At 71.3% G+C, this 20,759-nt stretch carries 19 protein-coding genes and 1 riboswitch; of the genes, 15 read left to right on the top strand and 4 right to left on the bottom strand.

The genetic code is table 11. The annotated features are described in order from the left end of the window. The first annotated feature begins 1 nt into the window (after position 1). From dxs to AQI94_RS15365, 4 genes are all read left to right on the top strand, one after another. A complete protein-coding gene (dxs, locus tag AQI94_RS15380) occupies positions 2-1,900 on the top strand; it encodes a 1-deoxy-D-xylulose-5-phosphate synthase (protein ID WP_031036669.1) in 1,899 nt (632 codons plus the stop codon). Beyond that, a complete protein-coding gene (locus tag AQI94_RS15375) occupies positions 1,897-3,282 on the top strand; it encodes an aspartate aminotransferase family protein (RefSeq protein ID WP_031036667.1) in 1,386 nt (461 codons plus the stop codon). The genes dxs and AQI94_RS15375 overlap by 4 nt, the downstream gene beginning before the upstream one ends. A 73-nt stretch (positions 3,283-3,355) precedes the next feature. After that, entirely contained in the window at positions 3,356-3,961 is a 606-nt protein-coding gene (locus AQI94_RS15370; RefSeq protein ID WP_031036665.1) for a helix-turn-helix domain-containing protein, read from the top strand. Then, positions 3,958-4,080, top strand: coding sequence for a DUF6126 family protein (locus tag AQI94_RS15365; protein ID WP_037940972.1), 123 nt, complete (start codon positions 3,958-3,960; stop codon positions 4,078-4,080). Before AQI94_RS15370 ends, AQI94_RS15365 begins: the two co-directional genes overlap by 4 nt. Positions 4,081-4,092: 12 nt before the next feature. On the opposite strand, the gene AQI94_RS15360 is transcribed toward AQI94_RS15365, so the two are convergent. After that, entirely contained in the window at positions 4,093-4,890 is a 798-nt protein-coding gene (locus AQI94_RS15360; RefSeq protein WP_031036662.1) for a tyrosine-protein phosphatase, read from the bottom strand. 207 nt (positions 4,891-5,097) lie between these two features. On the opposite strand from AQI94_RS15360, the gene AQI94_RS15355 reads away from it, so the two are divergent. From AQI94_RS15355 to AQI94_RS15340, 4 genes are all read left to right on the top strand, one after another. Beyond that, positions 5,098-7,173 carry an alpha-galactosidase gene (locus AQI94_RS15355; RefSeq protein ID WP_031036659.1) on the top strand — a complete coding sequence of 692 codons (2,076 nt, stop codon included), beginning with the start codon at positions 5,098-5,100 and terminating at the stop codon, positions 7,171-7,173. Between the two features lie 308 nt (positions 7,174-7,481). Then, positions 7,482-7,639, top strand: a riboswitch (cyclic di-AMP (ydaO/yuaA leader). 4 nt (positions 7,640-7,643) lie between these two features. Then, positions 7,644-8,552 carry a M23 family metallopeptidase gene (locus tag AQI94_RS15350; RefSeq protein WP_031036657.1) on the top strand — a complete coding sequence of 303 codons (909 nt, stop codon included), beginning with the start codon at positions 7,644-7,646 and terminating at the stop codon, positions 8,550-8,552. Positions 8,553-8,814: 262 nt separating this feature from the next. Then, positions 8,815-9,531 carry a DUF6250 domain-containing protein gene (locus AQI94_RS15345; RefSeq protein WP_062229765.1) on the top strand — a complete coding sequence of 239 codons (717 nt, stop codon included), beginning with the start codon at positions 8,815-8,817 and terminating at the stop codon, positions 9,529-9,531. Between the two features lie 145 nt (positions 9,532-9,676). Continuing rightward, complete coding sequence (locus AQI94_RS15340) at positions 9,677-10,462, top strand: SGNH/GDSL hydrolase family protein (protein ID WP_031054000.1); 786 nt, start codon at positions 9,677-9,679, stop codon at positions 10,460-10,462. Positions 10,463-10,622: 160 nt separating this feature from the next. Here the strand turns inward: AQI94_RS15340 and AQI94_RS15335 are convergent, their stop codons facing one another. Together AQI94_RS15335 and AQI94_RS15330 are read right to left on the bottom strand one after the other, a co-directional pair. Continuing rightward, the gene (locus tag AQI94_RS15335) at positions 10,623-11,231 is read right to left on the bottom strand and encodes a TetR/AcrR family transcriptional regulator (protein WP_031052718.1); all 609 of its coding nucleotides are present in this window, start codon (positions 11,229-11,231) and stop codon (positions 10,623-10,625) included. A 48-nt stretch (positions 11,232-11,279) separates the two neighbouring features. After that, positions 11,280-12,458 carry a glutamate dehydrogenase gene (locus AQI94_RS15330; RefSeq protein ID WP_031052714.1) on the bottom strand — a complete coding sequence of 393 codons (1,179 nt, stop codon included), beginning with the start codon at positions 12,456-12,458 and terminating at the stop codon, positions 11,280-11,282. Positions 12,459-12,632: 174 nt separating this feature from the next. Here AQI94_RS15330 and AQI94_RS15325 point away from each other — a divergent pair, with 174 nt between their 5' ends. From AQI94_RS15325 to AQI94_RS15295, 7 genes are all read left to right on the top strand, one after another. After that, the gene (locus tag AQI94_RS15325) at positions 12,633-13,808 is read left to right on the top strand and encodes an MBL fold metallo-hydrolase (protein ID WP_031052712.1); all 1,176 of its coding nucleotides are present in this window, start codon (positions 12,633-12,635) and stop codon (positions 13,806-13,808) included. A 993-nt stretch (positions 13,809-14,801) separates the two neighbouring features. Beyond that, positions 14,802-17,306, top strand: a complete 2,505-nt coding sequence (locus tag AQI94_RS15320; protein ID WP_062229764.1) for a sensor histidine kinase — start codon at positions 14,802-14,804, stop codon at positions 17,304-17,306. A gap of 68 nt (positions 17,307-17,374) precedes the next feature. Then, a complete protein-coding gene (locus AQI94_RS15315) occupies positions 17,375-17,809 on the top strand; it encodes a roadblock/LC7 domain-containing protein (protein ID WP_031052039.1) in 435 nt (144 codons plus the stop codon). Between the two features lie 2 nt (positions 17,810-17,811). Further along, entirely contained in the window at positions 17,812-18,183 is a 372-nt protein-coding gene (locus tag AQI94_RS15310; RefSeq protein ID WP_031052041.1) for a DUF742 domain-containing protein, read from the top strand. Then, on the top strand, positions 18,161-18,760 hold the full coding sequence (locus AQI94_RS15305) for a GTP-binding protein (RefSeq protein WP_007386183.1): 600 nt from the start codon (positions 18,161-18,163) through the stop codon (positions 18,758-18,760). Before AQI94_RS15310 ends, AQI94_RS15305 begins: the two co-directional genes overlap by 23 nt. Before the next feature lie 58 nt (positions 18,761-18,818). Beyond that, on the top strand, positions 18,819-19,397 hold the full coding sequence (locus AQI94_RS15300; protein ID WP_031052044.1) for a GAF domain-containing protein: 579 nt from the start codon (positions 18,819-18,821) through the stop codon (positions 19,395-19,397). Between the two features lie 57 nt (positions 19,398-19,454). After that, positions 19,455-20,054: a TetR/AcrR family transcriptional regulator gene (locus AQI94_RS15295; RefSeq protein WP_031052047.1), complete on the top strand. Its 600-nt coding sequence runs from the start codon at positions 19,455-19,457 to the stop codon at positions 20,052-20,054. On the opposite strand, the gene AQI94_RS15290 is transcribed toward AQI94_RS15295, so the two are convergent. Beyond that, positions 20,051-20,644, bottom strand: coding sequence for a GOLPH3/VPS74 family protein (locus AQI94_RS15290; RefSeq protein ID WP_031052050.1), 594 nt, complete (start codon positions 20,642-20,644; stop codon positions 20,051-20,053). The genes AQI94_RS15295 and AQI94_RS15290 overlap by 4 nt on opposite strands. Between the last annotated feature and the right edge of the window lie 115 nt (positions 20,645-20,759).

Genomic DNA, 20,759 nt, shown 5'->3' with positions numbered 1-20,759 from the left:
CGTGACCATCTTGGAGAACATCCGGGGACCACGCGACCTGAAGGCGCTGTCCGAATCGGATCTCGGCGAACTGGCCGAGGAAGTCAGGGAGTTCCTGGTGCACGCGGTCGCCAGGACCGGCGGACACCTCGGGCCCAACCTGGGGGTGGTGGAACTGTCCATCGCGCTCCACCGGGTCTTCGAGTCACCGGTCGACCGCATCGTGTGGGACACCGGCCATCAGAGCTATGTGCACAAGATCCTGACAGGGCGTCAGGACTTCTCGAAGCTGCGGGGCAAGGGCGGTCTGTCGGGCTACCCCTCGCGCGAGGAGTCCGAGCACGACATCGTCGAGAACAGCCACGCCTCCACCGCGCTGGGGTGGGCCGACGGGCTCGCCAAGGCCCGTCAGGTGCAGGGAGAGAAGGGGCACGTGGTCGCGGTCATCGGCGACGGCGCGCTCACCGGCGGCATGGCCTGGGAGGCGCTGAACAACATCGCGGCCGCCAAGGACCGGCCGTTGATCATAGTCGTCAACGACAACGAGCGGTCCTACTCGCCGACCATCGGCGGGCTCGCCAACCACCTGGCCACCCTGCGCACGACCGACGGCTACGAGAGGGTGCTGGCCTGGGGGAAGGAGGTGCTCCTCAAGACCCCGCTGGTCGGCAACACCGTCTACGAGTCCCTGCACGGCGCGAAGAAGGGCTTCAAGGACGCCTTCGCACCGCAGGGCATGTTCGAGGACCTCGGGCTGAAGTACGTCGGCCCGATCGACGGACACGACATCGGGGCCGTCGAGTCCGCTCTGCGGCGCGCGAAGCGCTTCCACGGACCGGTGCTGATCCACTGCCTCACCGAGAAGGGGCGCGGCTACGAGCCCGCCCTCGCCCACGAGGAGGACCACTTCCACACCGTCGGTGTGATGGACCCCCTCACCTGCGAGCCGCTCGCACCGTCCAACGGACCCTCCTGGACCTCGGTGTTCGGTGACGAGATCGTCGCGATCGGGGAGGAGCGGGAGGACGTCGTGGCGATCACGGCGGCCATGCTGCACCCGGTGGGTCTGGGCAAGTTCGCGGCGCGGTTCCCGGACCGGGTGTGGGACGTCGGCATCGCCGAGCAGCACGCGGCGGTCTCCGCGGCGGGTCTCGCCACAGGCGGGCTGCACCCGGTCGTCGCCGTGTACGCCACCTTCCTGAACCGGGCCTTCGACCAGCTCCTGATGGATGTCGCCCTGCACCGCTGCGGGGTCACGTTCGTCCTGGACCGGGCCGGGGTCACGGGGGTGGACGGGGCCTCCCACAACGGCATGTGGGACATGTCGATCCTCCAGGTCGTGCCCGGACTGAGGATCGCCGCGCCCCGCGACGCCGACCAGCTGCGGGCGCAGCTGCGGGAGGCGGTGGCCGTGGACGACGCGCCGACGCTGGTGCGGTTCCCGAAGGAGTCGGTGGGTCCCTCGGTGCCGGCGCTCGACCGGGTGGGGGGCCTGGACGTCCTGCACCGGGGTGATCGCCCCGAGGTGCTCCTGGTCGCCGTCGGGGTGATGGCCCCGGTCTGCCTCCAGGCGGCCGAGCTGCTGGAGGCGAGAGGCATCGCCTGCACGGTCGTCGACCCCCGTTGGGTCAAGCCCGTCGATCCCGCGCTGCCGGGCCTCGCGGCGCAACACCGGCTGGTGGCCGTCGTCGAGGACAACAGCCGGGCCGCCGGAGTGGGGGCGGCGGTGGCCCTGGCCCTCGGTGACGCCGAAGTCGACGTGCCGGTACGGCGGTTCGGGATCCCCGAGCAGTTCCTCGCGCACGCCAAACGGGGCGAGGTGCTCGCCGACATCGGCCTCACCCCGGTCGAGGTGGCGGGGCGGATCAGCGCGAGCCTGGCCGTGAAGGCGCAGGCCGAAGTCAAGGAGACTGCTGAATGACCACGGAGTTCGACCTCGGCAGACTCCTGGCCGAGCGCGGAGCCGAACGCTACGAGCTGCATGGGAAGTACCTGAACCACCAGCTCCCGCGCATGCTGCACACCATCGGCTTCGACAAGGTCTACGAGCGTGGCGAGGGCGCCTACTTCTGGGACGAGGAGGGCAACGACTACCTGGACATGCTCGCCGGGTTCGGGGTGATGGGCCTAGGGCGCCATCACCCCGTCGTCCGCAAGGCCCTGCACGACGTCCTCGACGCCTCTCTCGCCGACCTCACCCGCTTCGACTGCCAGCCGCTGCCCGGGCTGCTGGCCGAGAAGCTGCTCACGCACAGCCCGCACCTGGACCGGGTGTTCTTCGGCAACAGCGGCACCGAGGCGGTGGAGACCGCGCTGAAGTTCGCCCGGTACGCCACCGGCAGGCCCCGCGTCCTGTACTGCGACCACGCCTTCCACGGGCTGACCACCGGCTCCCTGTCGGTCAACGGCGAGTCCGGCTTCCGGGACGGATTCGCGCCCCTGCTGCCCGACACCGCCGTACCCCTCGGCGATCTCGACGCCCTGGCCCGGGAGCTGAAGAAGGGGGACGTCGCCGCCCTGGTCGTCGAGCCGATCCAGGGCAAGGGGGTGCACGAGCCGCCGCCCGGGTATCTGCGGTCCGCGCAGGAGCTGCTGCGCGGGCACAAGGCGCTGCTCATCGCCGACGAGGTGCAGACGGGGCTCGGCCGGACCGGGGACTTCTACGCCTACCAGCACGAGGACGGGGTCGAGCCCGACCTGGTGTGCGTGGCCAAGGCGCTCTCCGGCGGCTATGTCCCGGTCGGCGCCACCCTCGGCAAGGACTGGATCTTCAAGAAGGTCTACTCGTCGATGGACCGGGTGCTGGTGCACTCGGCGAGCTTCGGATCCAACGCCCAGGCGATGGCGGCCGGGCTCGCCGTCCTGTCGGTCATGGAGAACGAGCAGATCGTCGCGAACGCCCGCGCCACCGGCGACCTGCTGAGGTCCCGGCTCGCGGCACTGGTCGACAAGTACGAACTGCTCGCCGACGTACGAGGCCGGGGCCTGATGATCGGCATCGAGTTCGGCAGGCCGAAGTCGCTCAAGCTCCGCGGCCGCTGGACCATGCTCCAGGCCGCGCGCAAGGGTCTGTTCGCGCAGATGGTCGTCGTCCCCCTCCTGCAGCGGCACCGGATCCTCACCCAGGTCTCCGGCGACCATCTGGAGGTCATCAAGCTCATCCCGCCGCTCGTCGTCGGGGAGAAGGAGGTGGACCGCTTCGTGGACGCCTTCACGGACGTCATGGACGACGCGCACAGCGGCGGCGGACTGATGTGGGACTTCGGCAAGACACTGGTGAAGCAGGCGGTGGCCAACCGGTAACGGCCCACTCCGGGGCTTTTGCCTCTGAGGCAAGAAATTTGCCGCAGAGGCAAGGCTCCGGCTCAATGGAGGTATGACCTCCACGGAAGCCTTCACGGAGCTGCCTTCGGTGGCTCCCCAGCTTCGCGCCCTGCGCCGTCGCGCCTCCCTCACCCTGGAGGCCGCGGCCGGTGCCGCGGGGCTCTCGCCCGCCCATCTCTCCCGGCTGGAGACCGGGCAGCGCCAGCCCTCGCTGCCGATGCTGCTCGCGCTGGCCCGTATCTACGGTACGACCGTCTCGGAACTGCTCGGGGAGACGGCCGCCGACCGGGACGCCGTGGTGCGCGCCGCCGACATGGAACCGACCGAGGCGGGCGGCTGGACCTACGTCCAGGCGGGCGCGGCAGGCCGCGGCATGCAGGCCCTGCGCGTGCGGGTGCCCCACGGCTCCCAGGGCGACATCGTGCGGGTGCACCCCGGCGAGGAATGGCTGTACGTCCTCAAGGGACGGCTAAGGCTCCGCCTCGGTGACGCCACACACCGGCTCGGTCCGGGCGACAGCGCGCACTTCGACTCGCTGACCCCGCACCGCATCGCGGCCCAGGACCCCGACGGCGTCGAGCTCCTGTTCGTCCACACCCTGTTGCAGAGTCCCACGGCCACGCTGTGCCTGGGCCCCACCCCTGGAGAGACGCCATGAGTGACATGGAGGAGAAGTTCCCCCGCGCCCTGTGGGTGCGCCTTGTCATCTACCTCGCGGTCGGCCACGTCTTCGCGGCCTTCATCTACTTCCTCTTCGAGGTGGGAGCCGGGCAGTAGCGGCCGCACGGCTCAGTCGAGCAGCCGCTCCCGCAGCCGCTCACGGATCTCGGGCGTCAGGCCGAGGCCCTGTCGCAGATACTCCTCGACGCCGCCCCACGTCTCCTCGATGGTCTCGAAGGCCGCCTGCAGATACTCGGCACGCGCCTCGAACAGCGGGCTGAGCAGCTCCATGACCTCAGGGGAGTAGGCGTCGGCGGAGGTGCTGGTGCGGCGGACCTTGTAGCGGCGGTGCTTGGCGTTCGACTCCAGGTAGTCGGCGATGATCGCCTCGCGCTCCACCCCGAGGGCGAGCAGGGTCACCGCGATGGACAGACCCGCGCGGTCCTTGCCGGCCGCGCAGTGCATCAGGGCGGGGACGCTGTCCTCGGCGAGGGAGCGCAGCACCTCGGAGTGCTCGGCGGTGCGCTCCTTGACCATGGTGCGGTAGGAGTTGGTCATGCGCTCCGCGGCCTTTCCGTCACCGAGGAGCTCGCGCAGCTGCTCTATGTCTCCGTCGCGGACCATCTTCCAGAACCAGGTGCCCTCGGCGGGGTCGCTCAGCGGCAGGTTCACATTGGTGACGCCGGGCAGGTCGACGTCGGGGCCCTCCAGCTTCTGGTCCGCCGCGTTGCGGAAGTCGAAGATCGTGTGCAGGCCCAGGGACGTCAGGAAGGCCGCGTCCTCCTCGGTCGCGTGGGCGAGGTGACCGCTGCGGAACAGCACTCCGTGCCGCACCCGCCGCCCGTCTGCTGTCGGCAGTCCGCCCACGTCACGGAAATTGCGGACACCTGACAGGTCGGGTTCGGTCGACGGGATCTGCTGCGTCACGGGGGCTCCTCCCAGCCGGGCTCCGCCGACGCGGCTCGTCGGCGGGGCACGCTCTCGACGATACGACATGGGTTCCTGGGGCAATGAGTTGTCCACAGGGCCGGCAATGACTTGTCCACAGCCGTTGCAGCCAGGGCCATCCGCCCTTGATGATGTTGGGGCCTGAGCGCACCTGTTGGCACCTGTTCGGATCTGTGAGGAAGCACCATGCTGGAGATCGCCGAGAACGGCCGTACGTGGATTCTGTCCGGGCCGGCCAGCAGTTACGCCCTGCACCTCACCGCCGAGGACGAGCTGCTGCACCTGCACTGGGGTCCGAGGATCACCGTGGCGGACGCCGAGGCCCTCGCCGTCCGGCCGCTTCCCGACTACTGGCCCTTCGAGGCCCCGCTCGACGGCCGCGAGGAGTACCCCGTCGAGGGCGGTCCCCGCTTCACCCGCCCCGCCCTGTCCGTGCGCACCGACGAGCGGCGCGGCACCGAGTGGGGCTTCGAGGCGTACGAGACCGAGGGCGACGAACTGCGGCTGCGGTTCCGCGACGGCGGGCTGGGCATCACGCTGCACTACCGGATGCGTGACGACGTCCTGGAGCGCTGGGTGACCCTGGACAACCAGGGCCCTGACCCGGTCGAGCTGCTGCGCGCCGACTCCGCCACCTGGACCCTGCCCGACCGCGAGGACGGCTGGCGGCTGTCCCAGCTGCACGGCCGCTGGGCCGCCGAGTCGCTGCTCACCCGGACCCCGCTCACCTACGGCGAGAAGGTCATCGGCAGCCGCCGCGGTCACACCGGGCACCAGCACCTGCCGTGGGTGGCGCTCGACACCGACGCCACCGAGGAGCGGGGCGAGGTCTACGGAGTCGCACTCGGCTGGTCGGGGTCCTGGCGGATCGCCGTGGCGCAACTGCCCGACGCGCGCGTGCAGATCACCGGAGGCGCCGGATACGACGACTCGGGGCTGTTCCGGCTGGCGGCCGGCGAGTCCTTCACGACCCCTGTCTTCGCCGGTCTGTGGAGCGACGGCGGCTTCGGCGGCGCGAGCCGCGCCTGGCACGCCTACCAGCGGGCCTACGTCATCCCGGCCGCGGACCAGGACCGGCCCGTGCTGTTCAACTCCTGGGAGGCCACGAACTTCGACATCTCCGAGGAGCAGCAGCGCACCCTCGCCCGGCGGGCCGCGGCCATGGGCGTCGAGCTGTTCGTGGTCGACGACGGCTGGTTCGGTACCCGCACCAGTGACCGGGCCGGCCTCGGCGATTGGTCGCCCAACCCCGACCGCTTCCCCTCCGGCCTCAAGCCGCTCGGCGACCACGTGCGCGAGCTCGGCATGCAGTTCGGCATCTGGGTCGAGCCGGAGATGGTCAACCCGGACAGCGAGCTGTATCGCGCCCACCCCGACTGGGTGCAGCACCAGACGGGACGAAAGCGGACGGAGTTCCGCAATCAACTCGTACTGAACCTCGCGCGCGAGGACGTCCAGGAGTATCTGTGGGAGCAGCTCGACACCCTGCTCTCCTCGGCCCCGATCGACTATGTGAAGTGGGACTTCAACCGCTGCTTCACGGACGCGGGGTGGCCCGGCGAGTCCTATCCGCAGCGCCTGTGGGTCGACCATGTGCGCGGCCTCTACGCACTGCTGGACCGGCTGCGGGAGGCTCACCCTGGCGTGGCCTTCGAGTCCTGCTCGGGGGGCGGCGGCCGGATCGACCTCGGGGTGCTCAGCCGTACCGACCAGGTGTGGACCTCGGACAACACCGACCCGCTAGACCGGCTCGCCATTCAGGACGGGTTCAGCCAGATCCATCCCGCGCGCGTGATGGCCGCCTGGGTGACCGACAGCCCCAACACCCAGCTCAACGGTCGGGTGAGCTCGCTGCGGTTCCGGTTCGTGAGTGCGATGGCCGGGGTGCTCGGAGTCGGCGGGGACCTCACGGAGTGGACCGAGGAGGAGCTCGCCGAAGCCGGTCGCTGGGTGAGTCTCTACAAGGAGATCAGGCCGCTGGTGCAGCAGGGCGACCTCTACCGGCTGCGGCCTCCGCGGGGCGGGCTGAGCGCGGTGCAGTACGTCCTCGGGGACGAGACCGTCGTCCTCGCCTGGCTTCAGGCGCAGAAGTACGGCGAGCCCGTTCCCTCGCTGCGGCTGCGCGGGATCGACCCGACAGCGTCGTACGAATGCCTCGAAACGGGCGAAGTGTACCGAGGGGTCGTACTGCAGCATCACGGACTGCGTACCGGCTTGCGCGGTGACCTCGATGCGACGGTTATCCGGCTGCGTCGTATCTAGGGTTTCTGTCCGAATTGGCGGCTTCCTTCCAACTCCGCCCGGGGTGAGGGTTCCTGTGAATTCGTGACGTGAGGAGCGTCATAGCCGTGACGGTGTGTCGCCCGTCATGTTCACGTAATTCACAGGTTCAACAAGGGAATTCAGTCGCATCAAGGCCGTCCGATTCACGCAGGGTGACCGGTAATTCCCATAGGGGATCAAGAGAAACGACTGCACGGGCAACCTCTCACTTGTCCCTTTGCGTCTTGCTCGTTTACGTTCGCCACCGATCCGGTCGGACGCCCAATCCTGCCGCCGAACGGATTCCCCACACTCACTCACCCGTGCACGGCAGGAGCGGGGGACCCACAGGTATCACCGCCTGTTCCGGTCTCCGGAACGGCTTGGGGTTAAGTCGCGTCTCGGCGCGGCCGGGCATCTCCAGCCCGCACCCGACAGCTCACCTCGCAGGCGCCGGAGAGGAATTCGTCATGCCCGCGAAGGGTAAGCACCGCCGTCCGAAGTCCCAGCGTTTCACCCGCTCGATCGCCGTCGCCGGAACCGGGGGTGCCGCGCTCGCCCTTCCGCTCATGGGAGCCACCGGCGCGCACGCCGCCACCCCGCAGTCCGTTTCGGAAAAGGTCGTTCAGTCACTTCCCGTGGCGCAGAAGTCCGCCGAAAAGAAGGCTGCCGCCAAGACCTCGACGGTGCGCACCTATTCGGTGCGGGCCGGCGACTATCTTTCGAAGATCGCCGACGAGCAGAACGTCAGCGGTGGCTGGAAGAAGCTGTACGCCGACAACCGCGCGGCCGTCGGTGACGACCCGTCGCTGATCCACCCCGGCCTGAAGCTCTCGATCGGCAAGAAGGCCAAGGCGGGCACGGCGAAGACCGGATCCTCCTCCTCGGCGAGGACCGAGAAGGCCGAGCCGAAGCAGTCGTCCTCGAAGTCGACGACCGCCACCCAGAGCTCCGACACCGGCAGCTCCAGCGGCTTCACCCTCCCGGTCGGCGGCGCCACCATCGGCACCGGCTACCGCGTCGCGGGCAGCATGTGGTCCAGCGGCTACCACACCGGCGTCGACTTCGTCGTCCCGACCGGCACCTCGCTCAAGGCCGTCGGCGCGGGCACGGTCGTCTCCGCGGGCTGGGGCGGCGCCTACGGCAACCAGGTCGTCATCAAGCTGGCCGACGGCTACTACGCGCAGTACGCCCACCTCTCCCAGCTCTCCGTCTCGGCCGGCCAGACCGTGACCGGGGGCCAGCAGATCGGCCTCTCCGGTGCGACCGGCAATGTGACAGGGCCGCACCTGCACTTCGAGATCCGCACCACCCCGGACTACGGCTCGGACGTGGACCCGGTCTCCTACCTCCGCTCGAAGGGCGTCGCCGTCGGCTGACGACGCCCCCCTGTGCCACCGAAGGCCGGACCCCGATCCCCGGGTCCGGCCTTCGGTGTTGCGGCGTTTCGCCGTTCGGGTGGGAGCGCGATGCCGCCCGGGCGTGTTCGTGTCGTCATGATCGCTTCGTTGCGTTCCTGTGGCAGGTGCGCTCGGAGCGTCGACAGGGGAGGGAGGGGCGGGGCACAGTGAACTCCGTTGCCGCGCAAGCGCTTTCTAACGGCTTCGGAGTTCATCCCCCTCCCGGAAGGAACCGTCCGCCATGACGACCACGCGCAGAGCCTTCGGAGCCCTGGCCGCCGGCGCCGCCCTGGCCGCCCTCGCCCCCGCGGCCGCCGCGAACGCCTCGCCCCGCCACCGCCGCCTCCTCGCGCACGACGACTTCCGCCACGGCCTCGGCCGCTGGGCCGTCGAACTGGAGCAGGGCGGCACGGTGACCGCGCGGCGCGGGATCCTGGAGGTCGACGTGCCGGCCGGTGCGACGATCTGGTTCAGACAGCCGCTCGCCGGACCGTACGTCGTGGAGTACACCGCCACGCCCGTGTCCGCGGGCGGGGTCAACGACCGGGTGTCCGACCTGAACAACTTCTGGAACGCGGTCGACGTCCGGTCCCCCGACGACCTCTTCGCCGTCCCCCGGGGCGGGGCGCTCGCGGAGTACGACTACCTGAAGACGTACTACTCCGGCTACGGCGCCAACTACAACACCACGACACGGCTGCGCCGCTACGTCGGGGAATCCGGTGTGCGGCCGCTGATCTACGACTACACCGAGCCGCTGCTGGTCGCGAACGAGCCGAACCGGGTGCGGATCGTCTCCGACGGCTCCCGGGTGCAGTGGTGGAACAACGGACGGCTCGTCTTCGACTACACCGACCCGGAGCCTTACACGAGGGGGCACTTCGCGTTCCGTACCACCTGGAGCCACTTCCGGATCAGTGACTTCCGGGTGTGGCGGTCGCAGCGTCAACATTCCTGATGAGAGGGCTATTCCTAGTTTGGCCAACACTTTAGGAGTGGCTTATCTCACCGCCCGTCAAGTCCTTCCTACGGTCGCGTAGGTCACATTCGAAGGTGAATCATGAACGGCTGTGGCAGACGATTCGAAGAATGACAGCAGCTCAGTGATCGGGTCGTACGTGGCGGTGGGGGACAGCTTCACCGAGGGCGTCGGCGACCCCGGCCCTGACGGGGCGTTCGTCGGCTGGGCCGACCGGTTCGCGGTACTTCTCGCGGACCGCCGGCCCGAAGGCGACTTCAGGTACAGCAATCTCGCCGTACGCGGGAAGCTGCTCGACCAGATCGTCGAGGACCAGCTTCCGCAGGCCGTCGAACTGGCACCGGACCTGGTGTCGTTCTGCGCCGGCGGCAACGACATCATCCGTCCCGGCACCGACCCCGACGAGGTCGCCGAACGCTTCGAGCGGGCCATCGCCCGGCTCACGCAGGCGTGCGGCACCGTCATGGTGACGACCGGCTTCGACACCCGTGGTGTGCCCGTGCTCAAGCATCTGCGCGGCAAGATCGCCACGTACAACGGGCATGTGCGGGCCGTCGCCGACCGGTACGGATGCCCGGTGCTCGACCTGTGGTCCCTGAAGACCATCCAGGACCGGCGGGCCTGGGACAACGACCGGCTGCACCTCTCTCCCGAGGGGCACACGCGCGTGGCCCTGCGCGCGGGACAGGTACTGGGCCTGGAGGTCCCGGCGGACCCGGACCAGCCCTGGCCGCCGCTTCCCCCTCGCGGGCCGCTGGACGTGCGGCGGGACGACGTGCACTGGGCTCGTGAGTTCCTGGTGCCGTGGATCGGGCGCCGGCTGCGGGGGGAGTCCTCCGGGGACCATGTGACCGCCAAGGGTGTGCTGTCGCCGGACGACATCAAGACGCGCATCGCCAAGGTGGCTTGAACCGGCCGTCGGTGACATAGGGCGCGAGCTGGTGCGGCACGCCCGCGGTTCGAGCACCCTGGCCAACCGGGCCCTGCGGGTCCCGGACCGGTCGGGGCGGGTTTCGCCCGGCGTCCGGGGCCGGGTCGTCCACCCGGGCGGCCCGGCCCGGGTGCCGCTGTCAGGCGGGCCCCGCGCCGTCCAGCCCGAGCTCCCGCGCCAGGGCCTCGTCCACCCACTCCTGGGCCCGCGACCTGGCCACCGCGCCCGCGTAGGACGTCAGTTGGACCGCCAGGCCGTCCAGGAGCGCAGTGAGGCGCAGCGCGCTGGCCTCCGGGTCCGGGCAGGGGAACTCGCCCGCGGCCACGCCCTCGGCGATCACCTCGGTGAGCGCCGCCTTCCAGCGTCGGTCGAGGTCGCGGGTGACCTCCTGGAGCGCCGGTTCGCGCAGGGCCACCGCCCAGCCCTCGATCCACAGCCGCCAGCCCTTGGCCTGGCCCGTCGGGGCGTACCAGCGCACGGCCGACCGGAGCCGGCGCAGGGCGCTGGTGCGACGGCCGAGGAGCTTGCGCAGACGGGCCAGGTCCTCCTCGGCGGCGTAGGTGAACGCGGCGGCGACCAGCTTCTCCTTCGTGGAGAAGTGATAGAGCACCAGGGCACTGCTCACCCCGAGCGCCGCGGCCACGTCGGCGATCCTGACGGCCGCCACGCCCCGCGCCTCGATCTGCTCGATGGCGGCCCGCAGCAGCTCCTCGCGCCGCTCGGCCACTGTCAACCGCACTCTCGCCACGGGCTCACCCTAATCCGTCCCCCTGGGGGCGCCGCGTGACGGGCCAGGTCAGCGGTACCGGCCGAACCGCTCCGCGATCACCGGCAACCGGTCGGCGACCAGCGCGTGCGCGGCGGCGCGCGGCGAGGTGCCGTCCGCCTCCGCACGCGCCAGCAACTGCTCGACCAGGCCGCGCATGGAACGTCGTATGTGGGTGAAGGCCTCGTCCGCGTCCGCTCCGATGTCCCCGAAGAGGGTCCACCACCACCATGCGTTCGTCCCGGAGTTGACCACCACGTCCGGCAGTACGGTCACCCCGCGCGCGGCCAGCAGCGCCTCCGCCGCGGGCAGCACCGGCATGTTGGCCGCCTCGACGATCCAACGGGCCCGGATCCGCTCCTGGTTGCCGGTGTCGATCGCGTACGAGACCGCGGCCGGCACGAGTACCTCCACGTCGAGCGACAGCCAGGCATCACCGGGCAGTTCGCGGTCGGCGGGGCGCAGGGCCGAGCGGTCCACGGTGCCGTGGGCGTCCCGGGCCGCCAGCAGCGCCTCCACGTCGAGCCCCGCGGGGTGGTACACGGTGCCTTTGATGTCGGCGACGGCCACGACCGTGAGCCCCGCGCGCGTGAGGAAACGGGCCGTGGCCCCGCCCATGGTGCCTAGGCCCTGCACGGCCACGCGCGTGCCCGCGTACGGCACCGAGGCCGCGTCCAGAGCCGCGAGCACCGACTCGGCCACCCCGCAGCCACCCGCCAGCTCGTCGAGTCCGATGCCGTCCACCTCCACGGCGAACGCGTCCGCGAGCCGCCGCCGCGCCGCGGCCTCGTCGTCGAGCAGCGGATAGACCGCCTGGATCGAGGAGACCAGACCTGCCTCCGCCGCCGCCCGGTCCACCAGGTCCTGGCTGAGACCGAGGTCCTCGCCGGTCGTCCAGAAGCTCTCGACGTACGGCCGCACGGCGCGCAGGTAGCGCACGAGCAGGGGGTACGCCTCCGGGGCCCGGGGGTCGCAGTCGATGCCGCCCTTCGCCCCGCCCAGCGGGACGTACCGCGCCGCGGGGTCGTAGTGCAGGGCCTCTTTCATGGTCATGCCCCGGGCCAGCCCGGCGACCTCGTCCAGCGTGCAGCCCGGACGCATCCGCAGGCCGCCGCTGGCGACACCCCGCACCAGCCGGTCGACGACCAGGAAGCCCTGGCGGCCGGTGACGTGGTCGGTCCAGGTGAGCGACAGCAAGGGGGTGGTCACGCGGGCTCCGGTGGTGGGGCGGCTACTGAACGGGGAGTCAGTATTGGCAGCCGGGTGCGCTCTGTCAACGCGATCCGTCGCGACGGCGTCCTTCTCCGTGTGACCGGACAGACCCCGGCACTGTCAGTGGGGCGGACCATAATGGATGCCTCAGCGACTCCACCTGGAGGTACCGTGACCGGCTTCCGTCCCTTGAGCTCCGGGCTCCGCGCGCTGCAGCCCGCGGCCTTCGGAGCGGACCCGAGCGGTGAGCGCCTGGCGCGCATCCGCAGATCCCCCCACTTCGAGAACGGTGTCTTCCAGAACCCCGGTGGGACCGCCCGGACCCGGCCCGAGGGGTCGGCGATCGACTTCGCCAAGGACTTCTTCGACGGCGACGGCCGAAAGCAGCGGGCCCCGGAAGGCCGGATCCCGGTGCATGCCACCACCCTCGCCGACCTCTCCAAGCCACCCGCCACCGGCCTGCGGCTGACCTGGATGGGGCACTCCAGCGTGCTCGCCGAGATCGACGGGCGGCGGGTGCTGTTCGATCCCGTCTGGGGTGAGCGGTGCTCCCCCTTCCCCTTCGCCGGGCCCAAGCGGCTGCACCCCGTGCCCCTGCCGCTCGCCGCGCTCGGCCCGGTCGACGTGGTCGTCGTCTCCCACGATCACTACGACCACCTGGACATGCCCACGATCAAGGAACTGGCCGGGACGGACACCGTCTTCGCCGTGCCGCTCGGGGTGGGAGCCCACCTCGAGCACTGGGGAGTGCCCGCGGACCGGCTCCGCGAGCTGGACTGGCACGAGTCGACCCAGGTCGCCGGGCTGACGCTGACGGCGACCCCGGCCCGGCACTTCTGCGGACGGGGGCTGCGGAACACCCAGCACACACTGTGGGCGTCCTGGGTCGTCGCCGGCGGCGAGCACCGGATCTACCACAGCGGTGACACCGGGTACTTCGACGGTTTCAAGGACATCGGCGCGGCCTTCGGGCCCTTCGACGCCACGATGATCCAGCTCGGCGCCTACTCGGAGTTCTGGCCCGACATCCACATGACGCCCGAGGAGGCGGTGCGGTCCCACCTGGACCTCCAGGGCGGGGACGCGGCGCAAGGCGTGCTGCTGCCGATCCACTGGGGCACGTTCAACCTCGCGACGCATCCCTGGGTGGAGCCCGCGGAGCGGACGATGCTGCTGTCCCACAAGGCCGGGGTCGCCATGGCCACGCCTCGGCCGGGAGAGCCGTTCGAGCCGGGGGCGACGCCAGTGGTCGATCCCTGGTGGCGGGGGGTGGCGAGGGCGCCGGCCGGGGGATGGGCCGAGATGCCCACGACTGTGGTGGATCGGGAGCCGGTGGCTGAGCGGTGAGGTGAGGCGGGTGCCGGCGCCGGTGCCGGTGCCTGTGCCGTTGCCGCTGCTGGTGGAGGCCGGGGGTGGGGTGGCGCGTCGGGCGGTGGGGTCCGGGCCTTTTCGTGTTCGGGCCTCGGCTTCGATGGGCGCGGCACCGTCCTCCGGGCGCCGCGTCCGGCCGGGGCGGGCTGCGGTGAGGAGCAAGGCGGGCTGCGGTCAGGAGACGGCCGTAGCCGCACGATGTTGATGGCGGGCCCCGGATCGCGCTGGACGGCGGCGAAGTCGGGATGTGCGGTGTGCGGACCCGTGCCGGGCCCGGGGGTGTCGGTCCTGCCGGGGGTGCTGACGTCCTCCCCGAGGGCGGCGGGCGGACAGGTCGGCAGTCCGCGGCTCGGTCACGCGCAGGGGGTGCCGATGGACCGCCTGTGGCTGGGTGCCACAGGCGGTCCGGCGCGGCGGTAGACCGACACGTTCAGTGACGATCCGGAAGGCTTGGGCCAAGGGTCCTGAGGGGGGCCGGGGGGTCCGCCGCACCCCGGGAACGGGTCCTCGCGGCGATTGAGGCGCGCGCAGGCCCTGGGCCCCGCCGGTCGCGCGTGACCGGTTCTGACCAGGGCTGATCGGTATTCACTCGTTCGGGTAGGCGAGGCCGGTCGGCTTGTCGGTCTGTCGTGCGAGTCCTCATACCAGAGCGGGACGCTCCGCGGAGGAGTTTGTCAACTGCCGCTCGCACATGATGCGTTGGCGACTACTGTGAGTGTCCGCCGGGCAACGAGGGGTTGAAGTCTTCGGTCTCTCGACCGGTACGCCATGACGCATGCCCACGGCGCACAGCCGAGGCGCGGGGAGGAGGGAGGCGACGCGCCGGTGACCGACGACCATGCCGTCGCGCAAGCCGCCCGGCAATCCGCCCCGAAGCCCATGGGGGCGCCCGCCGGAGCCCGCCGACCCGGGCCGGCCGGCCCGGAGCCCTCCGGCCCACAGGACCGACGGACCAGTACAAGGACACCGATGTCTCACCTCCGCGCACCGGCCGCACGCGCAGACCGCCGTGAGGGCGGGCGGCACGGGCGGCCCGTCGCCCGCCCCACCCCCTCACTGCCCGAGACGCACATACGGCCGCAACTGCTGCGACTGGCCGTGCTGCCGCCGATCGCGGTCGCCCTCAGCGGCTGCGCGGCCGTCCTGTTCACCGTTCGCTCCACCGGGGCCCAACCCGGACTCATCCTGTGGGGTGTGCTGACCGGCGCCGTCTCGGTGGCCTTCGTGGCCGTCGCCATCGCCGCCGTGGCGGCCGACCGCGCCGCGAAGACGGTGAGCGACCGCGTGGGCGCCTTGCGCCGCAGCAGCGCCCGCCGCGAGGCCGACCTGCGGGCCCTGGTCGACGGGCTGCGCCGCGGCGAGCTGCCGCCGGGACGCGGCCCGGGCACCGGCCCGCCCGAGAACGCCGACGACTTCGACCTGCTCGCCGCCGACCTGGCCCGCGCCCACGACGGGGCCGTCACCGCCGTCGTCCAGGCCGCACAGCTCTCCAGCCAGGCCGGCAGCGAACAGAAGCTGGAGGTCTTCGTCAACCTGGCGCGGCGCCTTCAGTCGCTCGTGCACCGGGAGATCTCGATCCTCGACGAGCTGGAGAACGAGATCGAGGACCCCGACCTGCTCAAGGGGCTCTTCCACGTCGACCACCTCGCCACCCGGATCCGCCGGCACGCCGAGAACCTCGCCGTGCTCGGCGGCGCCGTCTCGCGCCGGCAGTGGAGCAACCCCGTCTCGATGACCGAGGTGCTGCGTTCCGCCATCGCCGAGGTCGAGCAGTACTCCCGGGTCAAGCTCGTGCCGCCGATCGACGGCACACTGCGCGGGCACGCCGTCGCCGACGTCATCCATCTGCTCGCCGAACTGGTCGAGAACGCCACGGTGTTCTCGGCGCCGCACACCCAAGTGCTGCTGCGCGCCAACCTCGTGACCTCCGGGCTCGCCATCGAGGTGGAGGACCGCGGGCTCGGCATGCCGCTCGCCGAACAGCAGCGGATGAACGCCCTGTTGACGGACCCGGACCAGGTCAACGTCGCGAGTCTGCTGGCGGACGGGCGCATCGGGCTGTTCGTGGTCTCGCAGCTCGCCAAGCGGCACGGAATCCATGTCCGGCTCCAGACCAACATCTACGGCGGCGTCCAGGCGGTTCTCGTCGTGCCGCAGGCGCTGCTGGGGTCGGCGCCGGGAGCGGTCGGTGCGCAGCCGGAGATCACGGGGGCGGCCGTGTCCCCCCAGGGAACTGGTCATCCGAGGCCAGGGCACGAGCCACGGCACAGGGGAGCGTCCGCGGAGCCGCGGGGTACGGAGCCCGGTCTCAACGGCAGTGCGGCGCCGACGGCGAAGGGCGGCGCAGTGGTGCCGCAGGGCGCCCGGCACGGACGCGGTGGCCATGGGCCGGGACTCAACGGGAGTGGCCGCGCGCCCGGCGGTGGCGGAGGCGCAACGGGTGGCGGCGAGCCTCTGCCCAGTGGTGGCTGGCGCTTCCTGAACGGCAGTTCGGGGGCACCGGGCAGTGGCGGGAGCGTGCCGGACGAGCGCGAGCACTTGCCGGGTGAGGGCGGATCCCTGCCTGGTGAGGGCCGGTCCGACGGGGCTGCCGGGTCGTCGCCGGGTGGCAGCGGGGGCGTACCGGGTGGCGGTGGCCAGGTGTCCGGCGGCTCATCGCAGAGCTGGCCCCTGACCGGTGGAAACGGCACGGAGACCGAACGGCGGCCCGGTGGTGGGGGCGCCCTGAACGGAGGTGGAGCGCACTCCGGGCGTCCCGCGCCGCTGCCCGTGCGCGGGGCCCGTGGGGCGCGGCCCACTCCCGCCGACGCCGTGCCCGGGATCAGGCCCGACGACCGGCGGCTGGTCGCGGAGCACGTGACCGCGCCGCCCGTCCCGCGCACCGGGACCGTGCGCGGCACCATGGGCAAGCCCCAACTGCCCCGGCGCCGCGCCCAGGAGCACATCGCGCCCCAACTGCGCGGTGGACCGGCGCCCCGGCAGGAAGCCGAGTGCCCCGCGGGCCACGACCCGGGACTGATGGCGGCCTTCCAGCGCGGGATCAGCCTCGCCGAGGCCCAGCAGCACCTGGAGACGGAGGGCGGTGAACCGACCACGTCACTGCCGTTGCCGTTGCCGTCGCCGCGCAGGGAGGCCGGCCACGTGGGTTCGGCCCACACGGCTCACGCGGCCCACACGGACACGGCGACACCGGGCCCTACGCACATGGACGCCGCCCACACAGCAGCGCCCACCACCGACATCGGCCTCTCGGCAGCCGCCCCTCCGGAGCTCGGCCCCACCTCGTCCCCCTCTCCGTCCGCCTCGTTCGACTTCGACTTCGACCGGGACGCGAGCCACACGGAGGCCGCACCCACGACCGATGCCGCCGCCCCTGACGCAACCCCCATGGAGCGGCCCCACATAACCGAGGTGCACGGCCTCGATCACGACCGCACCACCCCCCGGCACGACGGGAGCGCACCCGCCGGATGACCACCCCCGCGTTCACCCCACCCCCCAGCGCTCCCGCAGACCTTCGTACCTCAAGGAGTCGATCCACCATGGCGAGCGAAGCGCCGACCGGCCATGTATCCGACCTCGACTGGCTGATGAGCGGCCTCGTGCAGCGCGTGCCGCACACCAACAGCGCGGTCCTGCTGTCCTGCGACGGGCTCGTGAAGTCGGTCCACGGGCTCGACGGGGACAGCGCCGACCACATGGCGGCCCTGGCCTCCGGCCTCTACTCCCTCGGCCGCAGCGCGGGCGTCCGCTTCGGCGACGGCGGAGACGTCCGCCAGGTCGTCGTCGAACTCGACTCGTCACTGCTGTTCGTGACCACCGCCGGCTCCGGTACCTGTCTCGCCGTCCTGGCGGGACGCGAGGCCGACGCCGCCGTGCTCGGCTACGAGATGGCGATGCTCGTCAAGAGCGTGCGCCCCTACCTGGTGACCGCGCCCCGGCAGCACGCCGTCGATTCCCCGGCGATGAGGCCTTGAGCGTGGCGGCGGTCGGCGACGGGCCCTGGCTCGACGACGCGGCCGGGCGGCTGGTGCGGCCCTTCACGGTCAGCAACGGCCGCACCCGGCCGTCCATCGCGTTCGACCTTCTGTCGCACGTGATGGCCACCGGTGCCACCCCCATCGGCTACCTCGGCCCCGAGCACGCGCAGGCGCTCGACCTGTGCCGCGCGCCCGTCTCGGTCGCCGAGGTCGCCGCCCATCTCAAGCTGCCGGCGGTGGTCACCAAGGTGCTGCTGTCCGACCTCGTCGACTGCGGGGCGCTGACCACCAAGCCACCCGAGTTCACCCACAACCCGACTGACCGGGCTCTTCTGGAGGCAGTGCTCGATGGACTACGACGACAGCTCTGATCCCTTCCCCACCGCACTGAAGATCCTGGTGGCGGGAGGGTTCGGGGTAGGCAAGACGACCTTCGTGGGCGCGGTCAGCGAGATCGCTCCCCTCAGCACGGAGGAACTGCTCACCACGGTCAGCGCCGCGACCGACAGCCTCGACGGCATCGAGAACAAGGTCGAGACGACGGTGGCCATGGACTTCGGCAGGATCACCCTCGATCCGGAACACGTTCTGTACCTGTTCGGCACGCCCGGACAGGAGCGGTTCTGGTTCATGTGGGACGAACTCTCCGAGGGCGCGCTCGGCGCGGTGATCCTCGCCGACACCCGCAGACTGGAGGACTGCTTCGCGGCCGTGGACTTCTTCGAGCAGCGCGGCCTCGGATTCATCGTCGCCATCAACGAGTTCGACGGGGGGTACCGGTACGACCCCGAGGAGGTCCGAGCCGCCATCGACCTTCCGCCGGAGATCCCGATCGTGCGCTGCGACGCCCGGATCTCCAGTTCGGGGGTGCAGACCCTGCTCACCCTCGTACGGCATCTCATCGCCCACAGCCCGGCGCCCGCGCCGAGCCACGGCGCCCACATGTGACCCTCGCACACACCACTACGGAGCCGCATATGACCGACGTCCACAGCGACGGCCGCCCATGAGCTACGACCCACCGCGCCCTGCCGGTCGACTGCTGCTCACCCCGGAGGACAAGGAGGCCCCGGACCGGGCGCGAAGGCTGCGCCGACTCGGGCTCGGGGACTACCCGGAGCCCGCGCTCGACGCCTTCGCCGAGCGGCTCGCCGAGCGCACGGGGGCGCCGTACGCGATGGTCAACTTCCTCGGCGAGCACCGGCAGTTCTTCGCCGGCCTCAGGATTCCGGCGGCCCGGCCCCCGTCGGACGGCGAGAAGGCCAAGCCCGAACTGGGCCGTCATATGGCGCGCGACCATGGGTTCTGTCCCCATGTGGTCGTCCGGCGCAAGGCGCTGGTCCTGGAGGACGTCCGTGACTACCCGCGGTTCGCGGGCAACCCGGTCGTCGACGAGTTCGGCATCCGTTCGTATCTGGGCGCCCCGCTCATCGACTCCACCGGCATGGTGCTGGGCACGGTGTGCGCGGCCGACGTGGAGCCGCGGACCTGGGGAAAGACCGGCCTGGAGACCATCAAGTCGGCTGCGGCGGAACTCGTCGGGCGTCTGGAGCGACGGGAGGCCGACGGGCTCCCGGTGCTGTGACGGCCGAGACGGCCCCATTGATAGCCGACCGGTCCAGTACCTTCGTACACTCGCTGTGTGGGACGTACCAGTGACGCCAGGCAGAAGATTCTCGGTGCCGCGCGCTCGCTCATCGAGGGGCGCGGCTACTCGGCGCTGGGCGTGGCCGAGATCTGCAAGGCGGCCGGGGTGCCGAAGGGCAGCTTCTACTACTTCTTCGAGTCCAAGGAGGCCCTCGCCCTCGCCGTCGTCGACGAGCACTGGGCGGCCCAACGGCGTGACTGGGACAGCGCGTTGGGGACGGACGCGGACCCCCTGCGGCGGCTGGGCGCACTCTTCGAGCAGACCGAGGCCGGCCAGCGCGCCGTCCAGGAGGGCTGCGGCACGGTGGCGGGCTGTCTGTTCGGGAACCTCGCTCTGGAGCTGAGCAACCACGCCGAGCCCGTGCGCGCACGGCTGCAGGAGATCTTCGAGGCGCAGGTCGACATGGTCGAAGCGGTCGTCGTTGAGGCCCGGGACCGCGGCGAGGTCACCGTGGCCGACGCGCGCCAGGCGGCGCGGGCGGTGGTGGCCCAGCTGGAGGGCCAGGTGATGTTCGCCAAGCTCTACAACAGCCCCGAGCGCCTGAGCACCCTGTGGGACAACTGCCGGGCACTGCTCGGCGCCGACGGCTCCTAGTAGCCGCGCCAGACGTTGTCGAAGGCAGCGTCCTCGATGACCTTGCGCTGGCGCACGGCTTCCAGTTCCATCACCGCGTCCCCGACCGCGGCCAGCACGGTGGCCGTCTCCTCGGCCGGCTCACCGTCCGGTTCGTCACCGATCCCGGCGGCCGCCGCCAGGGCGGTGAGGACGGGTTCGCCCGCCGCCCAGCGCTCCTCGGCCTGCCGCCGGGCCGGCGAGTCGACCAGCTCCGTCCGCCCGGTCCGCAGCGGGATCCGGCGACCGCGCTGCCGGGTCGTGAGCCCGCTCCGCTCCAGGTCGTCGACGTAGGCCGTGGACAGCCCCCGGCCCCGGCGCCACAGCCAGTCCTCGACCGACTCGTACGGCTCCTGCCGTACGAGCGACTCGGCGGCCTCGTCCAGCAGGCGGTCACCGGTGGGGGAGGGGGCGCTGGGGAGGATGCGCTCGCCGTCCAGGACGAGGGCGTGGGCGTCGAGGAGGTCGAACACCTCGGCTGCCGCGAGCGCGAGCGAGAGATCGCCCTGCTCCACCGGTTTGGCGGCGGCCGCATCGAGGGCGACGATCGCTAGGTCCCGTGCGGTGGTCATCGGCGGCTCCACGTCAGTTGGCCGGGTGCGGCGGTGCGTGTTCAGGGGCCGGTCCCGTTGGGGCGGGCGTCCTTGGTCGATTCTCGCCGCTGATCGAGGTCGGTGTGACCCGAAG

The organism is Streptomyces pseudovenezuelae (assembly GCF_001513955.1).
Lineage (GTDB): Bacteria > Actinomycetota > Actinomycetes > Streptomycetales > Streptomycetaceae > Streptomyces > Streptomyces pseudovenezuelae.
Note: the sequence above shows the minus strand (reverse complement) of the source record. Positions and strands in the feature narration are given on the sequence as shown.